The organism is Sphingomonas sp., assembly GCF_041661885.1.
Lineage (GTDB): Bacteria > Pseudomonadota > Alphaproteobacteria > Sphingomonadales > Sphingomonadaceae > Sphingomonas.
The window spans coordinates 465,149-482,090 of the sequence record NZ_JBAZTL010000001.1 but is presented as its reverse complement, the minus strand read 5'-3'; the positions used below and the strand labels follow the sequence as shown (position 1 = coordinate 482,090).

Here is a 16,942-nt window from a genome sequence, read left to right as displayed (position 1 = left end):
AAGAGTAGGATATCCTGGCGACAGGAGGCCCGGTGACCACTCTTTTTTCCAACACGCGCCACGACAACGACGTTCCAACCCTACCGCCGCGCACCGTTGGCGACGCCATCGCCGATTTGCGCCACGCGCGCGCGGAATGGCGGTCGCGGCAGGACGAGGCCCGCGACGTGGAAAGCTTCCCATCGCGCGACGCACTGGAACGCATCGTGTCGCTGCTGGCCGCCGCATTGTATCCACGACGCCTTGGCCATTTTCGCGGGCCCGCAGTGGAAGAAGACACGTTCGTCGTCGCCAAGCTACTCGCCGCGCTGACCGAGCTGGAGTGGGAAATCGGCCACGAACTCGGCTATTGGCAGCGCGAAGCCGGTGCCTTCGAAGCCGATCACGCGGCCACCATCGTGCGTTTGTTCACCGCCACACTCGGCGATATCCGGCGGTTGATCGACAGCGATGTCGAGGCCGCTTTCCTCGGCGACCCCGCCGCGCACAGCGTGGACGAGATCCTGGTCTGCTATCCCGGCGCGATCGCCAGCCTGCACCACCGCATCGCACACGAACTCAACAACCTGGGTGCCCCGATCGTCGCGCGGCTCATTTCGGAAATCGCTAACGAGCGCACTGGCATCGATATCCACCCTGGCGCGCAGATCGGCCCGCGCTTCTTCATCGATCACGGAACCGGAGTGGTGATCGGCGAGACTGCGATCATCGGTGCGCGGGTGCGGCTTTACCAGCATGTCACGCTCGGTGCGCGCAGCCCTGTCGGGGCGACACGCGACGACGTGCGCCACCGCCATGCCCGCCACCCGATCATCGGGGACGATGTCGTCATCTATGCCGGTGCCACGATTTTGGGTCGGGTGACGATCGGCGCGCGATCGACCATTGGCGGCAATGTCTGGCTGCTGTCAGACGTGCCCGAGGACAGTGTGCTGGTGCAACCCGAGGCGATGCGGCTGGATCGCAGCGCCGGGCTCGACCTGCGCGATACACTGCTCGGGCAATCGACATGACGGTGGCGGCGCGCCCGGTCATCGGCGTCCTGTGCTGCAACGAAACGCTGGGGCGGCCCGTGCAGACGGTCGCCACCCGTTTTGTCGCACCGCTCGCGCGCTTTTCGGACAGTACGGTAATGCTGGTGCCCGCCGTGCGCGATGCGGTCGATATCACCGTGCTCGCCACGCTGCTCGATGGTGTGTTGTTGACAGGGTCGCGCTCCAACGTCGCGCCCGAACGCTATGGCGGCGCCATACTCCCCACGGGCCAACAGATCGATCACGAGCGCGATGAGGTGGCGCTCGCTTTGGCGGGGCGGATGATCGAAGCGGGCAAGCCCGTGTTCGGCATCTGCCGCGGCCTTCAGGAGATCAACGTGCTGTTTGGCGGCACCTTGTCGACCGATTCATGCCGCGGTCGACATCATCGCGGATCGTGGGATGGGTGTTTCGACACGCTGTTCGGCCACCGCCACGATGTCGAGCTCAACGATGGCGGCCTGCTCGCCTCCGCGACCGGACGTCGGCGGATGTCGGTCAACTCGGTCCATGAACAGGGCATCGACCGGCTTGGCAGCGGACTGTCGGTCGAGGCGGTTGCCGCCGATGATGGCCTGATCGAGGCGATCCGTGCCCAACCGTGCGGGGCCGAGGTGCTGGCGGTGCAATGGCATCCGGAATGGGATGTCGACCATTCTCCGGAAAGCCGCGCCTTCTTCGCCGTGGTCGGCCATTCGCTGCGCGCGGCTGCCGACGCGCGATAGCCGATGCACCGCGCCATATCATGGGCTCCATGTCGATCCGGCGCGAGCAGGATGCGTTCTGGCGCAGTCCCATTGCCTAGTACAGAGATAGGAATAGCTTGCGAGGCCGGAAACGTAATCCGACTCGATGTCGGTGAAGGGTACGCAAGCGACCACCAAGCGTTGAGAGGAGAGCAGTCATGGTCTTTGTTACCGACGTGCTGACCGAGAATCCGCTACCCATTCTGGTCTCGGTACGGGGCGAATCGCCGTTGTCGATACCGATCGCTCAAGTCGAACTCGACCTTTCGAAATTCCACAATGGCCGCTGGGCGGTGCAACTCGACGCCACCTTTTCGCGCCGCGATGCGCCCGTGGTGATCGTGGCGCGGGGTGTTGCCTGCCTCGCAATCTCATGGTGGGCGCAGCTTTCACCGCGCAGTTACTTGCGGTCAGTGCGCGGTGCGGTGTTCGATTCGCCGCTTGCCGTCGAGATCGGCCAGGTCGCGGTCGCGGCTGCGATCAGGACCGGGCCGACCTATCGCCTCCCCTTCCCCTCGCTTGTCGTCAGCGATGCGTCGTTCCGCATCGAAGAGGTGCTGAAACTCGCCGACAAATGGGGCAGCCGCTTTGTCGAAAAGGGCGCGTCACAAACTGGCCAACCCAGTAACCGGCATGGCCCCTTTTCCGACGCCGAGGGCGCCTTGCTGGCATATTTGAACCTGCTCGACCGGGACCGGGTTGCTCCGCAATCGCACGCGGCGGAGCATGTCGAAGCCCCTGTCCTCGTCCCGCAAGAGTAATGGTCGCTGGGCTGCGCCAGGTTCCGGTCCCGGAATAGATCCAGGGACCGGAAGCTCAAACTGGCCTGTCAGCCGCCTTTGCGGCCTGATCCGCCAACAAGCGGCGGTTGCGGCGCAGCGGGAGCGGTCCATGTGTTCATCCAGCCGAGCACTTGCGCATACCATTGCCGGCTTTCGCGTGGCTTCACCACCCAGTGGCTGCCGCCCGGGAACACCACCAGCCGCGACGGAATCTCGCGCCGCTGGAGCGCGGTGAAGGCGGCGATGCCCTGCGTATAGGGAATGCGGTAATCGCCTTCGCTGGTAAGGACGAGCTGCGGCGTCTTCCACGCGGTGACGTGATTGACCGGGTTCCATTTCTCGAAAGCGGCGGGGTCCTCATAATAAGGGTGTCCGCCATGCTCCCATTCGTCGAACCACAGTTCCTCGGTTTCATAGGCCATCGCACGGGCATCGAACACGCCGTCATGCTGCACGATGCACTTGAAGCGATCGGGCCAATTGCCCTCGATCCAGTTCATCATATAGCCGCCATAAGAGGCACCCAACGCGCAGGCATTGTCGGCGTCGAGCCACGCGAACTTGTCGGTTGCGGCCTTCAGCCCGGTTTTCAGATCCTCCAGCGGCCAGCCGCCCCAATTGTTACGGATCGCATCGGTAAAGCCCTGCCCGTATCCAGTCGAGCCGTGGAAATCGACCGCGACCAGGCCATAGCCCGCGCCTGCAAACACCGCCGGATTCCAGCGATACGACCAGCTATTGTTGCTCGACCCTTGCGGCCCGCCATGCACCATGAACGCGATCGGCACCTTGCCGGTGCTGCCCGCAGGCTTCACCGCATAGCCCCATACCGTGTCGTTATTGGCGCCGGTGAAGCTGAACTTGGTGACGTTCGGCATCTCGACACCGGCCAGCTTTGCGGCGTTGACCGAGGTCAGCCGCACCGCGCTCTTGCCAATCAAGCGATAGAAATCGTCGGGCGCAGTCAGCGAATTCATCGCATAGACCAGCCCGGTTGGCGTCGGCACGACCGCCGACACGCTGCCTTCCCCGGTCAACCGTGCAACCGTGCCGGTCACCGGCGAGACCGACCAAATCGGCGTTTCCTGTGTATCTTCGGCGGTGACGAAGATCGTCTTGCTGTCCGGGCTCCACGCGATCGACGCGACCGAGCGATCCCAACCTTCGGTCAGCGCGCGCACCGCGCCGCTTTTCAGGTCACGCAGCATCAACACTTGCCGATCGGCCTCATAGCCGGGCCGCTTCATCGCGAACCAGGCGAGATATTTGCCGTCGGGCGATGCCGTCGGGAGGTTGTCCATCCCGTCATTGGCTTGCGTGAGATTGACCGGCGCGGTCGATCCGTCCGCAGGTGCCGCGAAGATATCGAGATTGGTCGAAAGCGATTCGATCCGGCCCGCCTCGCGCAGCGCGAAGTAGATGGTCTTGCCATCGGCGCTCCACGACACTTCCTCACCACCGCCAAGCGGTTTGGAAGGTGCGTCGCCAATCAGCGCAGCTTCGATCGGCACGCCACTGCCCGTCGCGCCCGCTGCGGTCAGCGGCAGGACGAACAATTGCGAGCGCGTGCCATCGGCCCAGCTTGCCCAATGCCGCACGAACATCTGGTCATAAACGCGCCCGTTGCCAGCATTGGCATCCTTCTTGACCATCGCCGGTTCGAGGCTGGGCGCACCCGGCAAGCGATCCGCCCATACCAGCAGCTTGTCGTCCTGTGGCGAAACCTTGAAGCCGCCCATCCCGCCGGTGAAATGGGTCACTTGCAGCGGCGCGCCGCCAGCGATGCCGATCGACCAGACCGCGTCCTCGCCGCCTTTGTCGGACTGGAAATACACGGTTTTGCCATCGTGCGAGAATTGCGGCGCGGTTTCGTTGACATCCGCCTCGGCAATCAGCTTTTCCGGGGTGGCACCTTTGCGCGTCAAGTCGAGCCGCCAGAGGTCGAACCGCCCACCGTCGATGGTCAGGTCGGTTTCGCGCTGCTGCCACACCAGCCAATGCCCATCGGGCGAAACGGCGGGCGCAGCGACGCGCGACAGCGTCGAAACATCGTCGATCGTCAGTTGGCGGGCGACCGCAGGCGCGGCGACGAAAGCGGCCGTCAGGGCGGTCGCGGCAAGCAATGTTTTCATGAACGCAGGTTACAGCAGAACCACGCCGTTGCCGCAATCGCCCCCGCCCCGGTTATTTGCCGGTAATGCGCTCGATTTCCTTGGCAACCATCGCCTCGACGATCGCGGGCAAATTAGCATCGAGCCAGTCGCGCAACATCGGGCGCAGCATATCGCGGACCATGCCTTCCAGCGTATCCGCCCCACTCACCTCAGGCTTCACCACCAGCCGCGACAAAACATCCAGCGGCCCGCGCGATGCTTCGGCGGTGCGCGGCGAAACAATCGAATCGGGTGCCGCCGCTTCCTGTTCCGGTTTCGCAGCGACAGGGGCCGGTGCGCGAACGGGCTCGGGTGCCGGTTCTTCGCGCGCCGCCACCGCGCGTGCGATCCGCGGCGATTGCGGCTGAGGTTCGGGCTGCGGGCGACGATCAAGCTCGGGCGCCGGCTGGCTCAGCTCCAGAATTTCGTCGTCACTATAAGGGGTTGGCTCTGACCGCGCAGGCAAGGCGCGCGCAGGCCGTTTGGCACGCGCCGGGGCCGCGTCATTCTCTTCCGCGATGATCCGCTTGATCGATGAAAGGATGTCCTCCATCGATGGCTCCGCGCTCAAATCCCCCATCGACAACCCCTGAAAAGTGCGTCGACCCGCCGATTAGCGGTTCTTCGTTGCTTCACCTGCGGTAATTGGGGCACTTCTGTCAACTGGCGCGTCCAGAATTGGGTCCAGCGGGCGCGTGACTTGTGCGCCTTGCGGGCGGGTCGCCGTAGTGCGGGTGCCGGTAACCGGCGGGTCCGCATCGAAGGAGAGATCCCAGATCCGCCCGCGCACGCTCTTGTAATGCACCATCGGATCATACAGCGCACCGCCGTCAAGCCCGAGATCGCGCGCCTCCGCCCGCCCCATCGCCGCCAACAACGCGAAGCCCGCAACATAGGCATCGCGCCGCGCGGTTACCAAGGTGACCTGCGAATTGAGCAATTCCTGCTCGGCGTTGAGAATGTCGAGAATGGTACGGTTACCGACGCTGTTCTCGGCGCGGACGCCCTCCAGCGACAATTTGTTGGCGTTGACCGCCACTTCGCTCGACGCAATCACTTCGAGCGAGGATTTCCACACGGCATAAGCCGACCGCGCCTGTGCGATCACGCCGCGCTCGGTTTCGGTTACGCGTTCGATCGCTTGCAGCCGCGCATCCTGCGCCTGCCGGACTTGCGCCGCCGGACGCCCACCCTGATAGAGCGGCACTGTCAGCCCCAGGCTAACCGTGGACGACTTTCCCGACTGCCCAACCGCGAAGCCCGTGCCCGAGCCAAGCGACCCCAGATAATTGTAATAATTGCCACCGACATTGACGCTTACCTTGGGCAATACGTTCGATCGCGCAACGCCGATGTCATAGCCTGCCGCATCGCGCGCTTTGGCTGCGGCAAGCAGGGTCGGATTGTCCTTCAACGCGACGTCGACCGCCGTATCGGGATCTGCGGGAAGATTGGGCAGTTCCGGCGGCGGCTCCAACGCGTCGGGCGCACTCCCGACAAAGCGGATATAGCTTTCCCGGCTTGAAATCAGCCGTGCTTGCGCCGTCTGGAGTTGCCCGCGAGCCAGCGCCAATCGCGCTTCGGATTGCGCAACGTCGGTGCGCGTCAGGTCCCCGACCTGGAAGCGATCGCGGCTGGCCTGCAAATTGACCTCGAGCACCTTCACATTCTGTGTGTTGAGCCCGACGATCGCCTCATCGCGGATAACATCCATATAGGCGCCGACGACGGTCGTGAACAAATCGGCCTCGGTTCCGCGCAGGCTCAACCGGCCGCCTTCGACCCGTGTCTCCGCAGCGCGCACGCCGTTGCGAACCCCACCGCCCGCATAGATCGGCACCGACAGCGTCGCGCTCGCCGTGGCACTACGGTCCGGCGATACAAAGCTGTTGGAGGATTTGACGACATCCTCGGTATAGGCGCTTTGCAGATTGACGGCGGGAAGACCCTGCGAGCGCGCGATCGGCACGTTCTCGTCATTGGCGCGCACATTGGCGCGCTGCGCGGCGAGCGTCGGGTTGGTGTTATACGCCTTGGCCAGCGCCTCGCGCAGCGTCTCCGCCGAAAGCGGGGTCGCCGCGAGCCCAAGCAGCGCAACGCCGGCCAGAAGGTGTATCGATCGCATGGGTCGCGGGTCTTTTCTGCTCAGAACGTGAAAGTGCGCGGCTGCGCAAAACCGGGAAGCGGCACGCATTCGATATCGGCAAAGGCGAGCAAGCCGAACCCGCCCGCGCTGCGCCGTCCGGCGGCAAGCCGCGTGATGCCACGGTCGATGATCCCGCCAACCGCGCGTCCGCCAATCGCGACTTGCTCGACCAACGCATCGGACACGCCTTCGACCGCGCCATCGATGACGAGCACGTCATAGGGCCCACCAGCGGCGTGCCCCTTTTCCAGCGGCCCTTCGACCAGCGTGACATTGGCGATCCCGGTCAACGCGGACCGGGCATGGGCGGCAAGCGCCGGGTCGCACTCGACCGCGACAACCGACGCCGCCAATTCGGCGAGAACCGCAGCGGTGTAGCCGCCCGCCGCGCCGATCAGCAGCACGCGGTCGGTCGGGAGCAATTCGGCCTGCGTCAGCAGGCGGCCTGTGGCGATCGGTACGTTTTGCGCACGGCCATGCCCAAGCGGCACCGCCGTATCGCGATAGGCAAGCGCCGCCGCCTCGCCGGGCAGGAACGCCTCACGCGGGACCGAGTCCATCGCCGCCACGACGCGCGCGTCGCTCACGGCGTTGGTGCGAAGCTGGCTTGCCACCATTGCGTGGCGCATCGCGAGCATATCCGAATCGTGCGTATTCAAGTTCATCGTGCCACCCTTGTCGGACACCCGGTTTTGCACAACTGTTGTAGTTGCACAATACACTAGTTGAGAGGCACCACCTCTATCGTGGCGAACCGGGTTCGCCAAGCGACGCGTATCGGCATTTTTGCAAGCGCGTGGTTGACAGCGAGCGCAGACGCTTGCATCTGCGCCGCTCTTCGGCCCGATGGCGGAGTGGTGACGCAGAGGACTGCAAATCCTTGCACCCGGGTTCGATTCCCGGTCGGGCCTCCACTCTTTGCGGAAAAACGGTAATTTTCAGCCGGTTTCCGTAGAGAGAGTGTCTAACCTTGAAGGTTAGGCGGGACTTTTCGCGGACGCGCGCCGGGAACATCGATCCGATAGGGGCATTTTGCCCGGGTGACATCGTGAAATACCGCGCATAAGCATCAATTGTGCAACGCGTCCGCAATCATATCCAGCGACATGGCGCCCTCGCGGCGTGGTTATTGGCGCTTACACTGTTGCTGAAGATCGCCGTCCCCAATGGCTACATGCTCGACACCAGCGGGGGTGCGATTCGCATCACAATCTGTCCAGCTATGGGCCCGATGACGACGATGGCGATGCCCGGCATGGCCGATTCCGCGTCACACAATCATCACAAGGGCAGCGAAAAAGCCGACCAGCCCTGCGCCTTTGCCGGCCTGAACGCGCATTCGGTCGCGGCGACCGACCCGGTCCTCCTCGCGCTCGCCATTGTTTTTGTGATGGCGCTCATCTCCCGACGGATCGCGCCGCCGCTGATCGGACTGCGCCTCCATCTCCGCCCCCCGCTCCGCGGACCACCTGCCACGCTGTAACGATCGCCAGAGCCGCAACGCGCTGATCCAGCGCAGTCGCAGAGGCCCGCACGGCTCCCGCCGCTCTTGCCGCCGCGTCGGTGCTGATAAGCACGACCGGATCTTGCGCGCGGGCCAGCCGCATACCGTCCATGTCGGCCTTAAGGGCCGCGTTCAAGGAGGCTGTAATGGCCAACCCCATTCGCCCGCAATTCAGCTACAACGCCGTCTGGCGCTGGCATTTTTATGCCGGCCTGTTCTGTGTACCCTTCGTGATCTGGCTGGCGCTGACTGGCTCCCTCTATCTGTGGAAACCGCAGATAGAGGCGTGGCTCGACCAGCCCTATACCCATTTGGCGACCACTGGTCCGACGGCATCGCCCGATGCGCAAGTTGCGGCGGCGCTGCGCGCGGTGCCCGGATCGACGCTCCACAAATATGTGCTGCCCGAACAGCCCGACGAAGCCGTGCGCATCCTGGTCACCAAGGGCCATCAGGACCGGCGCGTTTATGTCGATCCGCGCTCGCTCGCCATCCTCGCCATCGTCAACGAGGAGCGGCGCCCGATGCGGCTGATTTTCCATCTGCACGGTGAATTGCTGGCGGGTGCGTTCGGCAGTTACATGGTGGAAATCGCCGCCTGCTGGACGATCGTGATGCTGCTGACCGGCCTGTATTTGTGGTGGCCGCGCGGACGCTCCGGCCTTGCCGGGGTGTTGTATCCGCGCCTCCGGGGCGGAAGCCGGGTGTTCTGGCGCGATCTCCACGCGGTTTCCGGCATCTGGGTGTCGCTGTTCGCGCTCGCGCTGATCGTCACCGGGCTGCCCTGGGCCAAGGGTTGGGGCAATTACCTCATTGAAATCCGTCAAATCACCGGCACGGCGCGCGGGCCGGTCGACTGGACAATCGGCGGGAAGGCCCCGCAGGCGGATGCCCTGTTGGGGGACCATGCCGGGCATGGCGGCATGGCGATGCCGTCCGCCCCGCTTGCACCGGGCGAGCTCGCCCGCGTCATCGCCACCGCGCGTCCGCTGGCGGTTGCGCCACCGGTGCTGATTTCACCGCCGAAGCGGCCCGGTGACCCGTGGTCGGTCACATCCGATGCCGCCAATCGCCCGTTGCGCAGCGACCTGAAAATCGACGGCAGGACCGGCAGGCTGGTTAGCCGCATCGACTTTGCGCAGCGTCACTGGATCGACCGGACGATCGGCTATGGCGTCGCCGGACATGAAGGTGCCCTGTTCGGGCTTGCCAATCAGATACTGGGCACCGCGACGGCGCTGCTTCTGGTCGTTCTCGCGGTATCGGGCGTGGTGATGTGGTGGCGGCGGCGTCGGATCGGGCTGGGCGCGCCGCTCGCGCTTTCGCGACCGCGCCTTGGGGCGGGGTTGGTCGCCGCGATCCTCGCGCTGGCGCTCTATCTGCCGTTGTTCGGCGTGACGCTGGCACTGGTGGCCGTGGCGGAGGCAGGGGTACGGCGCTGGATGCCGGGGGCCGCGCTATGGCTGGGATTGCGGCCGCAGACAGCATATTGATCGGCAAGGCAAAGGACGCAGGCGCGAATGCGTCTGCGTCACCCCGCGCGCAATGCCGCTTCCAGCGCCGCGATGAAGGGCAAATCGGCGGGCGGCATCTCCAGCCCCTGCAAGGCGGTGGGGGTGTGCCAGGCGAGCGCGCTCGCATCCAGCGCTTGCGGCTCGCCCTGCCAAGCATGGCACAAATACAGCAACAACAGCAGATGCCGGTCCGCCAACGGTTCGCTGGCAAAGGTTACCGGCGCAAGCGCGGCAGGTGCCACCGCGATACCCAGTTCCTCCTCCAGTTCGCGCACCAGCGCCGCTTCGGGCGTTTCCCCCGATTCGACCTTGCCGCCCGGAAATTCCCATAGCCCGGCCAATGCCTTGCCCAGCGGGCGGCGCTGCACCAGCACGCGCCCGGCGGCATCCACCAATGCGGCGGCGACCACCAGCATCACCGGGTTTCGACCCTGCCGGGCCGCGCGCAACCGCGTTGGTCGATGACGGCTTTAGCCATATATTAAGGCTCCTGCTGCAGAGATGGGGAAACCAGCCACTCTTCCGGTAGCCCGAGCCCTTATGATCGTTGAAACGCTGAAACGACTGTGGGGCAACCAAAAAGGCGGCACCGCGATCGAATATGGCCTGATCGCGGCGCTGGTTATCATCACCATGATCGGCGCCTTCATCCAGGTTGCCAACTCCACCACCGCGATGTGGGGCAACGTCAACAGCAAGGTGTCCGCCGCGACGGCGGGCAATTAAAAGGCGCAACGCCGCGAAAAGTTGCGGCTGACTTAAACCTTTCTCAACCCTGCCTCCCTAGAATCACCAGTGTTGGTCCGGTTTCTCCGGTCCGACCGGGTACTGAAGCATTCACCAACGGAGACCGGAACCATGAAGACCATCCGCAATTTCATCAAGAATTCCAAGGGCGCGACCGCCATCGAATACGGCCTGATCGCAGCGCTGATCGCGGTTGCAGCCATTGCAGCGATGCAGGGCCTGGGCAACCAGCTCAAGACCACGTTCCAGAACGTGTCGTCGAACATGAAGGCTTCGTAATTTAATACGAACCCTTTCTTACCGGGGCGGCAAGAACCGATCTTGCCGCCCTTTTTCTTGACCGGGAACATAAAATGCTCAAGAAAATGGTAACCTTGCTGCGTCACAGCCGCGGTGCAACCGCGATTGAATATGGTTTGATCGCCGCATTGATTGCGGTTGCGGCCATTGCTGCGATGCAAGGACTTGGCAACAAGATGAAAACGACGTTTACCAACATCTCCAGCAATATGAAGGCGACCTGAGCGGCTTAAAGCCGCCCCATCGCCAAAAATTTCTCGCGGCGTGCGCGGCGCAGTTCGGTGGACGGGCTACCGGCCAGCTTCGCCAGCGCCGCTTCGATCGCATCGCCAAGCGTGGCGATCGCCGCCGCAGGAGCGCGATGCGCGCCACCCAGCGGCTCCGGCACGATCGTGTCGATTACGCCCAGCCCTTTCAGGTCCTGCGCGGTGACTTTCATCGCCTCGGCGGCATCTGCCGCCTTGTCTGCCGTGCGCCACAGGATGGACGCACAGCCTTCGGGTGAAATCACCGAATAGACGGCATGTTCGAACATCAGCACGATGTTTCCCGCCGCCAACGCAATCGCGCCGCCCGATCCGCCTTCACCCACCACCGCCGCGACCATCGGCACGCCGAGCGACAGGCACATTTCGGTCGATCGTGCGATCGCCTCGGCCTGACCGCGTTCTTCGGCCTGCACGCCCGGAAACGCACCCGATGTGTCAACCAGCGTCACCACCGGCAGGCCGAAGCGGTCGGCCAATTGCATCAGGCGAATCGCCTTGCGATAGCCCTCGGGCTTCCCCATGCCGAAATTGTGGCGCAGTCGGCTGGCGGTATCGTCGCCCTTTTCATGGCCGATCACCAGCACGCGCCGCCCGCGCAACGTGGCGAAACCGCCCAGGATCGCCTGATCGTCGCCAAAGGCACGATCACCCGCCAGCGGGATGAAATCCTCGAACAGCCCGGCGACATAATCCTTGAAATGCGGCCGCTCGCCGTGGCGCGCGACCTGCGTTTTTTGCCACGGCGTCAATTTGGCATAGGTGTCGCGCAACAGCTTGTCGGATTTGGCCTGCAGCCGCCCGACCTCCGCGTCGATATCGACCGTGCCTTCAGCCGCAGTTTCACGCAATTCATCGATCCGCGCTTGCAGTTCGGCGATCGGTTTTTCGAAATCGAGGAAAGTTGCCATAGGTTGGGCCGGTTAAGCCCCACGCTTCCTTGCGTCAACGCGTGCCGTGGCTTCGGCGAGCGGATGACGCGCGTTGACCAGCTCGACCAGTCGGCTGGCATCGACATGGGTATAGATTTCGGTCGTCGCGATATCGGCATGGCCGAGCATTGCCTGCAACGCGCGCAAATCGGCACCTCCCGCCAGCAAATGCGTGGCAAAGGCGTGCCGCAGCACGTGCGGGCTCACACGATCGGGCGGAATCCCCGCCTCCGCCGCCAGCGCCTTCAAAATCTGGTAAAGCCGGATGCGGCTCAAATGCCCTTTGCCGGAAGGGAACAGCCACACGCTGTCCTCGGGTACATGCAGCCGCCACAGCGCAACGGCGGCGCGCGCGCGATCGGATAGCGGCACCAGTCGTTCCTTGTCGCCCTTGCCGCGCAGGATAAGGTAGGGCCGGTCAGGCGCAATCGCGCGACGCGGCAGCGACACCAATTCGGTCGCGCGCAACCCCGATCCGTAGAGCAGCTCGACCAACGCCGCCATGCGCAGGTCGTTGGGGTCGGCGGGGACACGTGCGATCCGCTCGGCGATCGCGGCGAACAAGCGGTCGATATCAGTATGGTCGAGCACCTTGGGCAAGCCACGCGATGCGCCCGGACGCGGCAAGGCACCGCCGGGATCATCCGCCCGCAACCCCTCATCTGCCAGAAACGCGAAGAAGCGCCGCAGCGCCGCCGATTTACGCGCCACGCTTGCCTTGGACAGCGTAAGCCATTCACCGCCCAGCCGGGCAAGATCATCGGGCGTGGCGCTGCTCAACCGTCCGCCAAGCACGTCCGACGCCAGCCCCAGATCGCTGCGATACGCGGCAATGGTGTTCTTCGCTGCCCCGGCTTCCGCCGCCAGCATTTCGAGAAAGCGATCGATCAACGCGCGATCCTCGCGCGGTGCATCGGGCGCGGTGGTGCGCTCGGTCAAAGCCGCGAGATCGCCTCGACGGCGATCATCCGCGCCTCGCCCGCCATGCCGACCGCGTGCAGCGCCGCCGTAATGTGATAAACCGTCTCGGGCGAGACGCCGTGCCACTGCCGCGTCTGCATACCGATTGCGGCAAGCAGCACCACCGTGCCGGGTTCATGGTCGCGCGCCGCCTTGGCGATCGCACGCGTCCAGCTATTTTCCTGCGCAATCCGCAGCCCCAGCGCCTGCGCGCCACGCTGCACCTCGCCCCCAGACATCCGCCCCAGCCCCGCCATTGCCGCAAAGAACATCCGACGCTTCAGCCCCTCGGCATCGTTTGCGCCGGAATACGCGCTGATGTCGCCATAACTCAGCACGGGCATCGCCGGATCGACCAGCGCCAGCATCGCCCAGGCGTTGCTGCCGCGCGACGCCTTGTCGCGCCAGCGCAGCGCCGGAACATCGAGCCCCGCACTCAACATCGCAGCGACCAGCCGATCGATATCGGGCTGTTCCAGCGTGGTCGGAATGCGCGCGGCGGCACCGGCGGTCAGCACCAAGCGGGCATAACGCCCTTCGCCAGTCTTGGGTTCATCCCACAACCGTGCCAGCGCATCGGCGCGCGTCTTGGCGTCAGGCCCGTCATAGGCTGCACGCAAATCGCGCGCGATCCCGGCCTCGGCACCGGTCTGATCGTCCCCGGCATCGATCGCGCTATACAGATCGACCAGCGCCGCGCTCGACAGAATGCCACGTGCCGCAGCCAGTTCGGCAACGGCTGCGCGCGCGCGCGGATCGAGCGTCGGCGACAAGGCGCGCCAGCCCTGCACGGCGGGCGATGCATTCACCAGCAGCGACTCGGGGATCTCGACCCCGGTTGCCGTGGCCATGCCGTACCGCCACGCGGTCAGGTGATCGACACTGTCCCACTCGATCGTCACCGCCTGCCGCCCGCTTTGCCCGGCACCCGCCACCTTTTGCGCCAGCAAAAAGTCAATGCCGCCGGCAACCCCGGTCCGGCGCGCCTGCGCCAATAACGGCTGCGCGCGCGCGGGCGTGCCCGACAGCCCCGCGCAAATCGCCCGCGCCATGATCCAGCCGCGTTCCCGGCCAAGCTCGGCTCCGGCCTCCGCCGCCGGGCACAGAGCCGCCGCATCGCCGGTCGCGAGCGCGGCCTGCATCGCGGCCTCGAACATCTTGGGCGTATAATCTTCGGTGTCCACCGCTTGCGCCATCGCGCGTGCCGCCGTCGATTCGCCCATGCGCGTCAGCAACCACGATCGTTCCGCCGCAAAATCGGCGCCGCCAACGCCGCGCGGCGTATCGACCCGCGCCAGCAGTGCGCGGCGCAGCACGATCGACACCCACCGCGACGCGACCGGCGCGTTCAGCCGCTGCATCAGCACTTCGAGGAAGCGCCCGTCGGCGCGGCCAAAGGCGCTCGGGCCCATTGCGCCCTCAGGCGGGCCAGCGACACCAACCCGCGCCAGCGACCGGCGCGCGTAAACGGGCATGTCGGCGCGCACGAAGGCGGCAAAGTTCGTCGGGGCCGGAGGCGTGACCGTCGGGCTCGGCGCGGTCGTCGGCGTCGCGTCGGGCGCGGCAAGCCCCGCCGGTGCGAGCGATGGAGCCTGCGTTGGCGGTGGCACCGCCTGGCTTGGCTGCGCGGGTGCCTGCTGCACGGGCTTGGGCCGCGCCGCCGCCGGGGATGGCGCGGGCGTTGGGTCGCCAAAGCCGGGCGGCAGAATCGATTCGGGGCGTTGCTGCCCCAGCGCCGGGATCGCCAGCACCACCGCGAGCGCAGTGCCGATGCGCAGCGCCACGGTCAGCTTGCGCGCGGTCGCGCCGGACACCCCGCTACTTCTGGAGATTCGCAAGCGGGACGGCCTTTTCGACATGCTTCAGCGGCTTTTCGCGCGCAATCGAGGAGAGTCCGAACAGGACACCCACCACTACGACCACGATGACGAGGAGGATTACGAGCGAGCGGGACATGGGCCAGGACCTGTGACAGAACAATTTGGGCTGCGCCCGCAAGGCCTTTTGCCCGAGACGCCCGTGCGCTGTATAGCCCTCGCTTCGATGTTGCAAAGCCCAGCCCCCACTCCACCCCAACCGCCGAAATGGACCGGCCAGCCCATCGTGCTGGTCGGGCTGATGGGCGCTGGCAAATCCACCGTTGGCCGCCGCCTGGCGGTGCGCCTTGGCCTGCCCTTTGTCGATGCCGATACCGAGATTGAAACGGCGGCCGGCATGTCGATCCCCGATATTTTCGATCGCTTCGGCGAAGCCTATTTTCGCGATGGCGAACGCCGCGTGATCGCGCGGTTGATGGAGGGTGAAAACCGCGTCATCGCCACGGGCGGCGGCGCGTTCGTCGATCCGCAGACGCGCGCGGCGATCCTCGATCGCGGTTATGCGATCTGGCTCGATGCCAAGCCATCGGTGCTGGTCGAGCGCGTCTCGCGCCGTGACACCCGCCCGCTGCTGCGCGGACGCGATCCGCTCACCGTGCTCGAAGAACTGGCGCGCGTCCGCAACCCGTTCTACGCGACCGCGCATCTCCGCGTCTCCAGCCACCGCGCGCCGCACGACGCGACCGTCAACGCCATTCTGAAAGCGCTCAACCAACCATGACGACCATTCCCGTTGCGCTCGGCGCGCGCAGTTACGATGTGGTGATCGAGGCCGGGCTGCTCGCGCGCGCTGCCGACTGGCTCGCGCCGCTGTCGCGCGGGCGGCGGATGGCGATCGTCACCGACGAGAATGTCCTGCCGCATCTGGCGACCGTTCAGGCGTCGCTGACCGCAGCAGGCGTGGCGAGCGAGGCGGCCGTGCTGCCGCCGGGCGAGGCGACCAAGAGCTGGGCGATGCTCGAAGAGTTGACCGATCGCTTGCTCGATCTCGGCGTCGAGCGTGGCGACCATGTCGTGGCGCTGGGCGGCGGGGTGATCGGCGATCTTGTCGGCTTTGCGTGCAGCATCCTCAAGCGCGGTTGTGGCTTCGTGCAGATCCCGACGACCTTGCTGGCGCAAGTCGATTCGTCGGTGGGTGGCAAAACCGCGATCAATTCCAGGGCCGGCAAGAATTTGATCGGCGCGTTCCATCAGCCGGCGCTGGTGCTGATCGATCCTGACGTGCTCGATACGCTGCCCGAGCGCCATGTCCGCGCAGGTTATGCCGAGGTGGTGAAATACGGCTTGATCGACGATCCCGACTTCTTCGCGTGGTGCGAGGAGAACGCCGCCGCACTGATCGCGGGTGATGCCGACGCCCGGCTCTATGCAATCGCGCATTCCGTCGCCGCCAAGGCGCGCATCGTCGCCGAGGACGAACGCGAGACCACCGGCGCAAGAGCGCTGCTCAACCTCGGCCATACCTTTGGCCATGCACTGGAGGCCGAAGCGGGCTTTTCCGACCGGCTACTGCACGGCGAAGGCGTCGCGGCGGGAATGGCGTTGGCGTATGGCTATTCGGCAGCGCGCGGCCTTGCCGCACAGGGCGATGCCGACCGCGTCGCGACGCACCTCCGCGCGATCGGCCTTCCGGATGGCGTGGCGGCGGCGGGGATCACCGCCAATGGCGAAACGCTGGTCGCGCACATGCTGCACGACAAGAAGATGGACGCCGGCACCCTGCCCTTTCTGCTCGCGCGCGGGATTGGCGGCACCTTCCTCGACAAATCGGTCGATCTGGCGGACGTGCGTGCGTTTCTGGACCACGCGACCGCCTGAATGCCGAGCGGCGTCGCCAAGGCCAACCTGCCCGAAAAGACCTGCCCGGTCTGCCAACGGCCATTCGCCTGGCGCAAGAAATGGGCGCGCGACTGGGACAGCGTCGTTTATTGTTCCGAACGCTGCAAGCGCACGCGGATCAGCGCCACTTGAAGCGTCATCG

At 65.3% G+C, this 16,942-nt stretch carries 20 protein-coding genes and 1 tRNA gene; 12 read left to right on the top strand and 9 right to left on the bottom strand.

What is annotated here, in order from left to right; genetic code table 11:
* The first annotated feature begins 32 nt into the window (after window positions 1-32).
* The 3 genes from epsC (at window position 33) to WC704_RS02435 (ending at window position 2,541) form a co-directional block, all read left to right on the top strand.
* Window positions 33-1,013, top strand: a complete 981-nt coding sequence (gene epsC / locus WC704_RS02445) for a serine O-acetyltransferase EpsC (protein ID WP_372888387.1) — start codon at window positions 33-35, stop codon at window positions 1,011-1,013.
* The gene (locus WC704_RS02440) at window positions 1,010-1,759 is read left to right on the top strand and encodes a gamma-glutamyl-gamma-aminobutyrate hydrolase family protein (RefSeq protein WP_372888386.1); all 750 of its coding nucleotides are present in this window, start codon (window positions 1,010-1,012) and stop codon (window positions 1,757-1,759) included. The genes epsC and WC704_RS02440 overlap by 4 nt, the downstream gene beginning before the upstream one ends.
* Before the next feature lie 179 nt (window positions 1,760-1,938).
* Window positions 1,939-2,541 (top strand): alpha/beta hydrolase, encoded by a 603-nt coding sequence (locus WC704_RS02435; RefSeq protein WP_372888385.1) that lies wholly within the window; start codon window positions 1,939-1,941, stop codon window positions 2,539-2,541.
* A gap of 68 nt (window positions 2,542-2,609) precedes the next feature.
* On the opposite strand, the gene WC704_RS02430 is transcribed toward WC704_RS02435, so the two are convergent.
* From WC704_RS02430 to WC704_RS02415, 4 genes are read right to left on the bottom strand one after another with little or no spacing between them, the layout of a single operon-like run.
* Window positions 2,610-4,694, bottom strand: coding sequence for a prolyl oligopeptidase family serine peptidase (locus tag WC704_RS02430; RefSeq protein ID WP_372888384.1), 2,085 nt, complete (start codon window positions 4,692-4,694; stop codon window positions 2,610-2,612).
* Between the two features lie 52 nt (window positions 4,695-4,746).
* Entirely contained in the window at window positions 4,747-5,268 is a 522-nt protein-coding gene (locus WC704_RS02425; protein ID WP_372888383.1) for a DUF2497 domain-containing protein, read from the bottom strand.
* A gap of 60 nt (window positions 5,269-5,328) precedes the next feature.
* Window positions 5,329-6,840 carry a TolC family outer membrane protein gene (locus WC704_RS02420; RefSeq protein WP_372888382.1) on the bottom strand — a complete coding sequence of 504 codons (1,512 nt, stop codon included), beginning with the start codon at window positions 6,838-6,840 and terminating at the stop codon, window positions 5,329-5,331.
* Between the two features lie 20 nt (window positions 6,841-6,860).
* Window positions 6,861-7,526, bottom strand: a complete 666-nt coding sequence (locus WC704_RS02415; protein WP_372888381.1) for a protein-L-isoaspartate O-methyltransferase — start codon at window positions 7,524-7,526, stop codon at window positions 6,861-6,863.
* 175 nt (window positions 7,527-7,701) lie between these two features.
* On the opposite strand from WC704_RS02415, the gene WC704_RS02410 reads away from it, so the two are divergent.
* The 3 genes from WC704_RS02410 (at window position 7,702) to WC704_RS02400 (ending at window position 9,858) form a co-directional block, all read left to right on the top strand.
* Window positions 7,702-7,775: transfer RNA gene (locus WC704_RS02410), tRNA-Cys, on the top strand.
* A 161-nt stretch (window positions 7,776-7,936) separates the two neighbouring features.
* Complete coding sequence (locus WC704_RS02405) at window positions 7,937-8,344, top strand: DUF2946 family protein (protein ID WP_372888380.1); 408 nt, start codon at window positions 7,937-7,939, stop codon at window positions 8,342-8,344.
* Between the two features lie 167 nt (window positions 8,345-8,511).
* Window positions 8,512-9,858 (top strand): PepSY-associated TM helix domain-containing protein, encoded by a 1,347-nt coding sequence (locus WC704_RS02400; RefSeq protein ID WP_372888379.1) that lies wholly within the window; start codon window positions 8,512-8,514, stop codon window positions 9,856-9,858.
* 38 nt (window positions 9,859-9,896) lie between these two features.
* Here WC704_RS02400 and WC704_RS02395 read toward each other — a convergent pair whose 3' ends face one another.
* Complete coding sequence (locus WC704_RS02395) at window positions 9,897-10,295, bottom strand: (deoxy)nucleoside triphosphate pyrophosphohydrolase (protein WP_372888714.1); 399 nt, start codon at window positions 10,293-10,295, stop codon at window positions 9,897-9,899.
* 124 nt (window positions 10,296-10,419) lie between these two features.
* On the opposite strand from WC704_RS02395, the gene WC704_RS02390 reads away from it, so the two are divergent.
* The 3 genes from WC704_RS02390 to WC704_RS02380 all read left to right on the top strand — a co-directional run bounded on the left by WC704_RS02390 (window position 10,420) and on the right by WC704_RS02380 (window position 11,150).
* Complete coding sequence (locus WC704_RS02390; RefSeq protein WP_372888378.1) at window positions 10,420-10,605, top strand: Flp family type IVb pilin; 186 nt, start codon at window positions 10,420-10,422, stop codon at window positions 10,603-10,605.
* Window positions 10,606-10,737: 132 nt separating this feature from the next.
* Entirely contained in the window at window positions 10,738-10,905 is a 168-nt protein-coding gene (locus tag WC704_RS02385; protein ID WP_372888377.1) for a Flp family type IVb pilin, read from the top strand.
* Window positions 10,906-10,979: 74 nt separating this feature from the next.
* Window positions 10,980-11,150, top strand: a complete 171-nt coding sequence (locus WC704_RS02380; RefSeq protein WP_372888376.1) for a Flp family type IVb pilin — start codon at window positions 10,980-10,982, stop codon at window positions 11,148-11,150.
* Between the two features lie 5 nt (window positions 11,151-11,155).
* Here the strand turns inward: WC704_RS02380 and WC704_RS02375 are convergent, their stop codons facing one another.
* Genes WC704_RS02375 through WC704_RS02360 form a run of 4 tightly spaced genes read right to left on the bottom strand, consistent with a single transcriptional unit; the run spans window position 11,156 to window position 15,040 of the window.
* On the bottom strand, window positions 11,156-12,103 hold the full coding sequence (locus WC704_RS02375) for an acetyl-CoA carboxylase carboxyltransferase subunit alpha (RefSeq protein ID WP_372888375.1): 948 nt from the start codon (window positions 12,101-12,103) through the stop codon (window positions 11,156-11,158).
* 12 nt (window positions 12,104-12,115) lie between these two features.
* Window positions 12,116-13,063: a tyrosine-type recombinase/integrase gene (locus WC704_RS02370; RefSeq protein ID WP_372888374.1), complete on the bottom strand. Its 948-nt coding sequence runs from the start codon at window positions 13,061-13,063 to the stop codon at window positions 12,116-12,118.
* Window positions 13,060-14,898, bottom strand: a complete 1,839-nt coding sequence (locus WC704_RS02365) for a hypothetical protein (protein WP_372888373.1) — start codon at window positions 14,896-14,898, stop codon at window positions 13,060-13,062. Before WC704_RS02365 ends, WC704_RS02370 begins: the two co-directional genes overlap by 4 nt.
* A 4-nt stretch (window positions 14,899-14,902) precedes the next feature.
* Window positions 14,903-15,040 carry a hypothetical protein gene (locus WC704_RS02360; RefSeq protein WP_169313315.1) on the bottom strand — a complete coding sequence of 46 codons (138 nt, stop codon included), beginning with the start codon at window positions 15,038-15,040 and terminating at the stop codon, window positions 14,903-14,905.
* A gap of 87 nt (window positions 15,041-15,127) precedes the next feature.
* On the opposite strand from WC704_RS02360, the gene WC704_RS02355 reads away from it, so the two are divergent.
* The 3 genes from WC704_RS02355 to WC704_RS02345 are packed head-to-tail and all read left to right on the top strand — an operon-like array spanning window position 15,128 to window position 16,932.
* A complete protein-coding gene (locus WC704_RS02355) occupies window positions 15,128-15,682 on the top strand; it encodes a shikimate kinase (protein ID WP_372888713.1) in 555 nt (184 codons plus the stop codon).
* Window positions 15,679-16,779 carry a 3-dehydroquinate synthase gene (gene aroB, locus WC704_RS02350; RefSeq protein WP_372888372.1) on the top strand — a complete coding sequence of 367 codons (1,101 nt, stop codon included), beginning with the start codon at window positions 15,679-15,681 and terminating at the stop codon, window positions 16,777-16,779. Before WC704_RS02355 ends, aroB begins: the two co-directional genes overlap by 4 nt.
* Window positions 16,780-16,932 (top strand): DUF2256 domain-containing protein, encoded by a 153-nt coding sequence (locus tag WC704_RS02345; protein ID WP_372888371.1) that lies wholly within the window; start codon window positions 16,780-16,782, stop codon window positions 16,930-16,932.
* The last annotated feature ends 10 nt before the right edge of the window (window positions 16,933-16,942 follow it).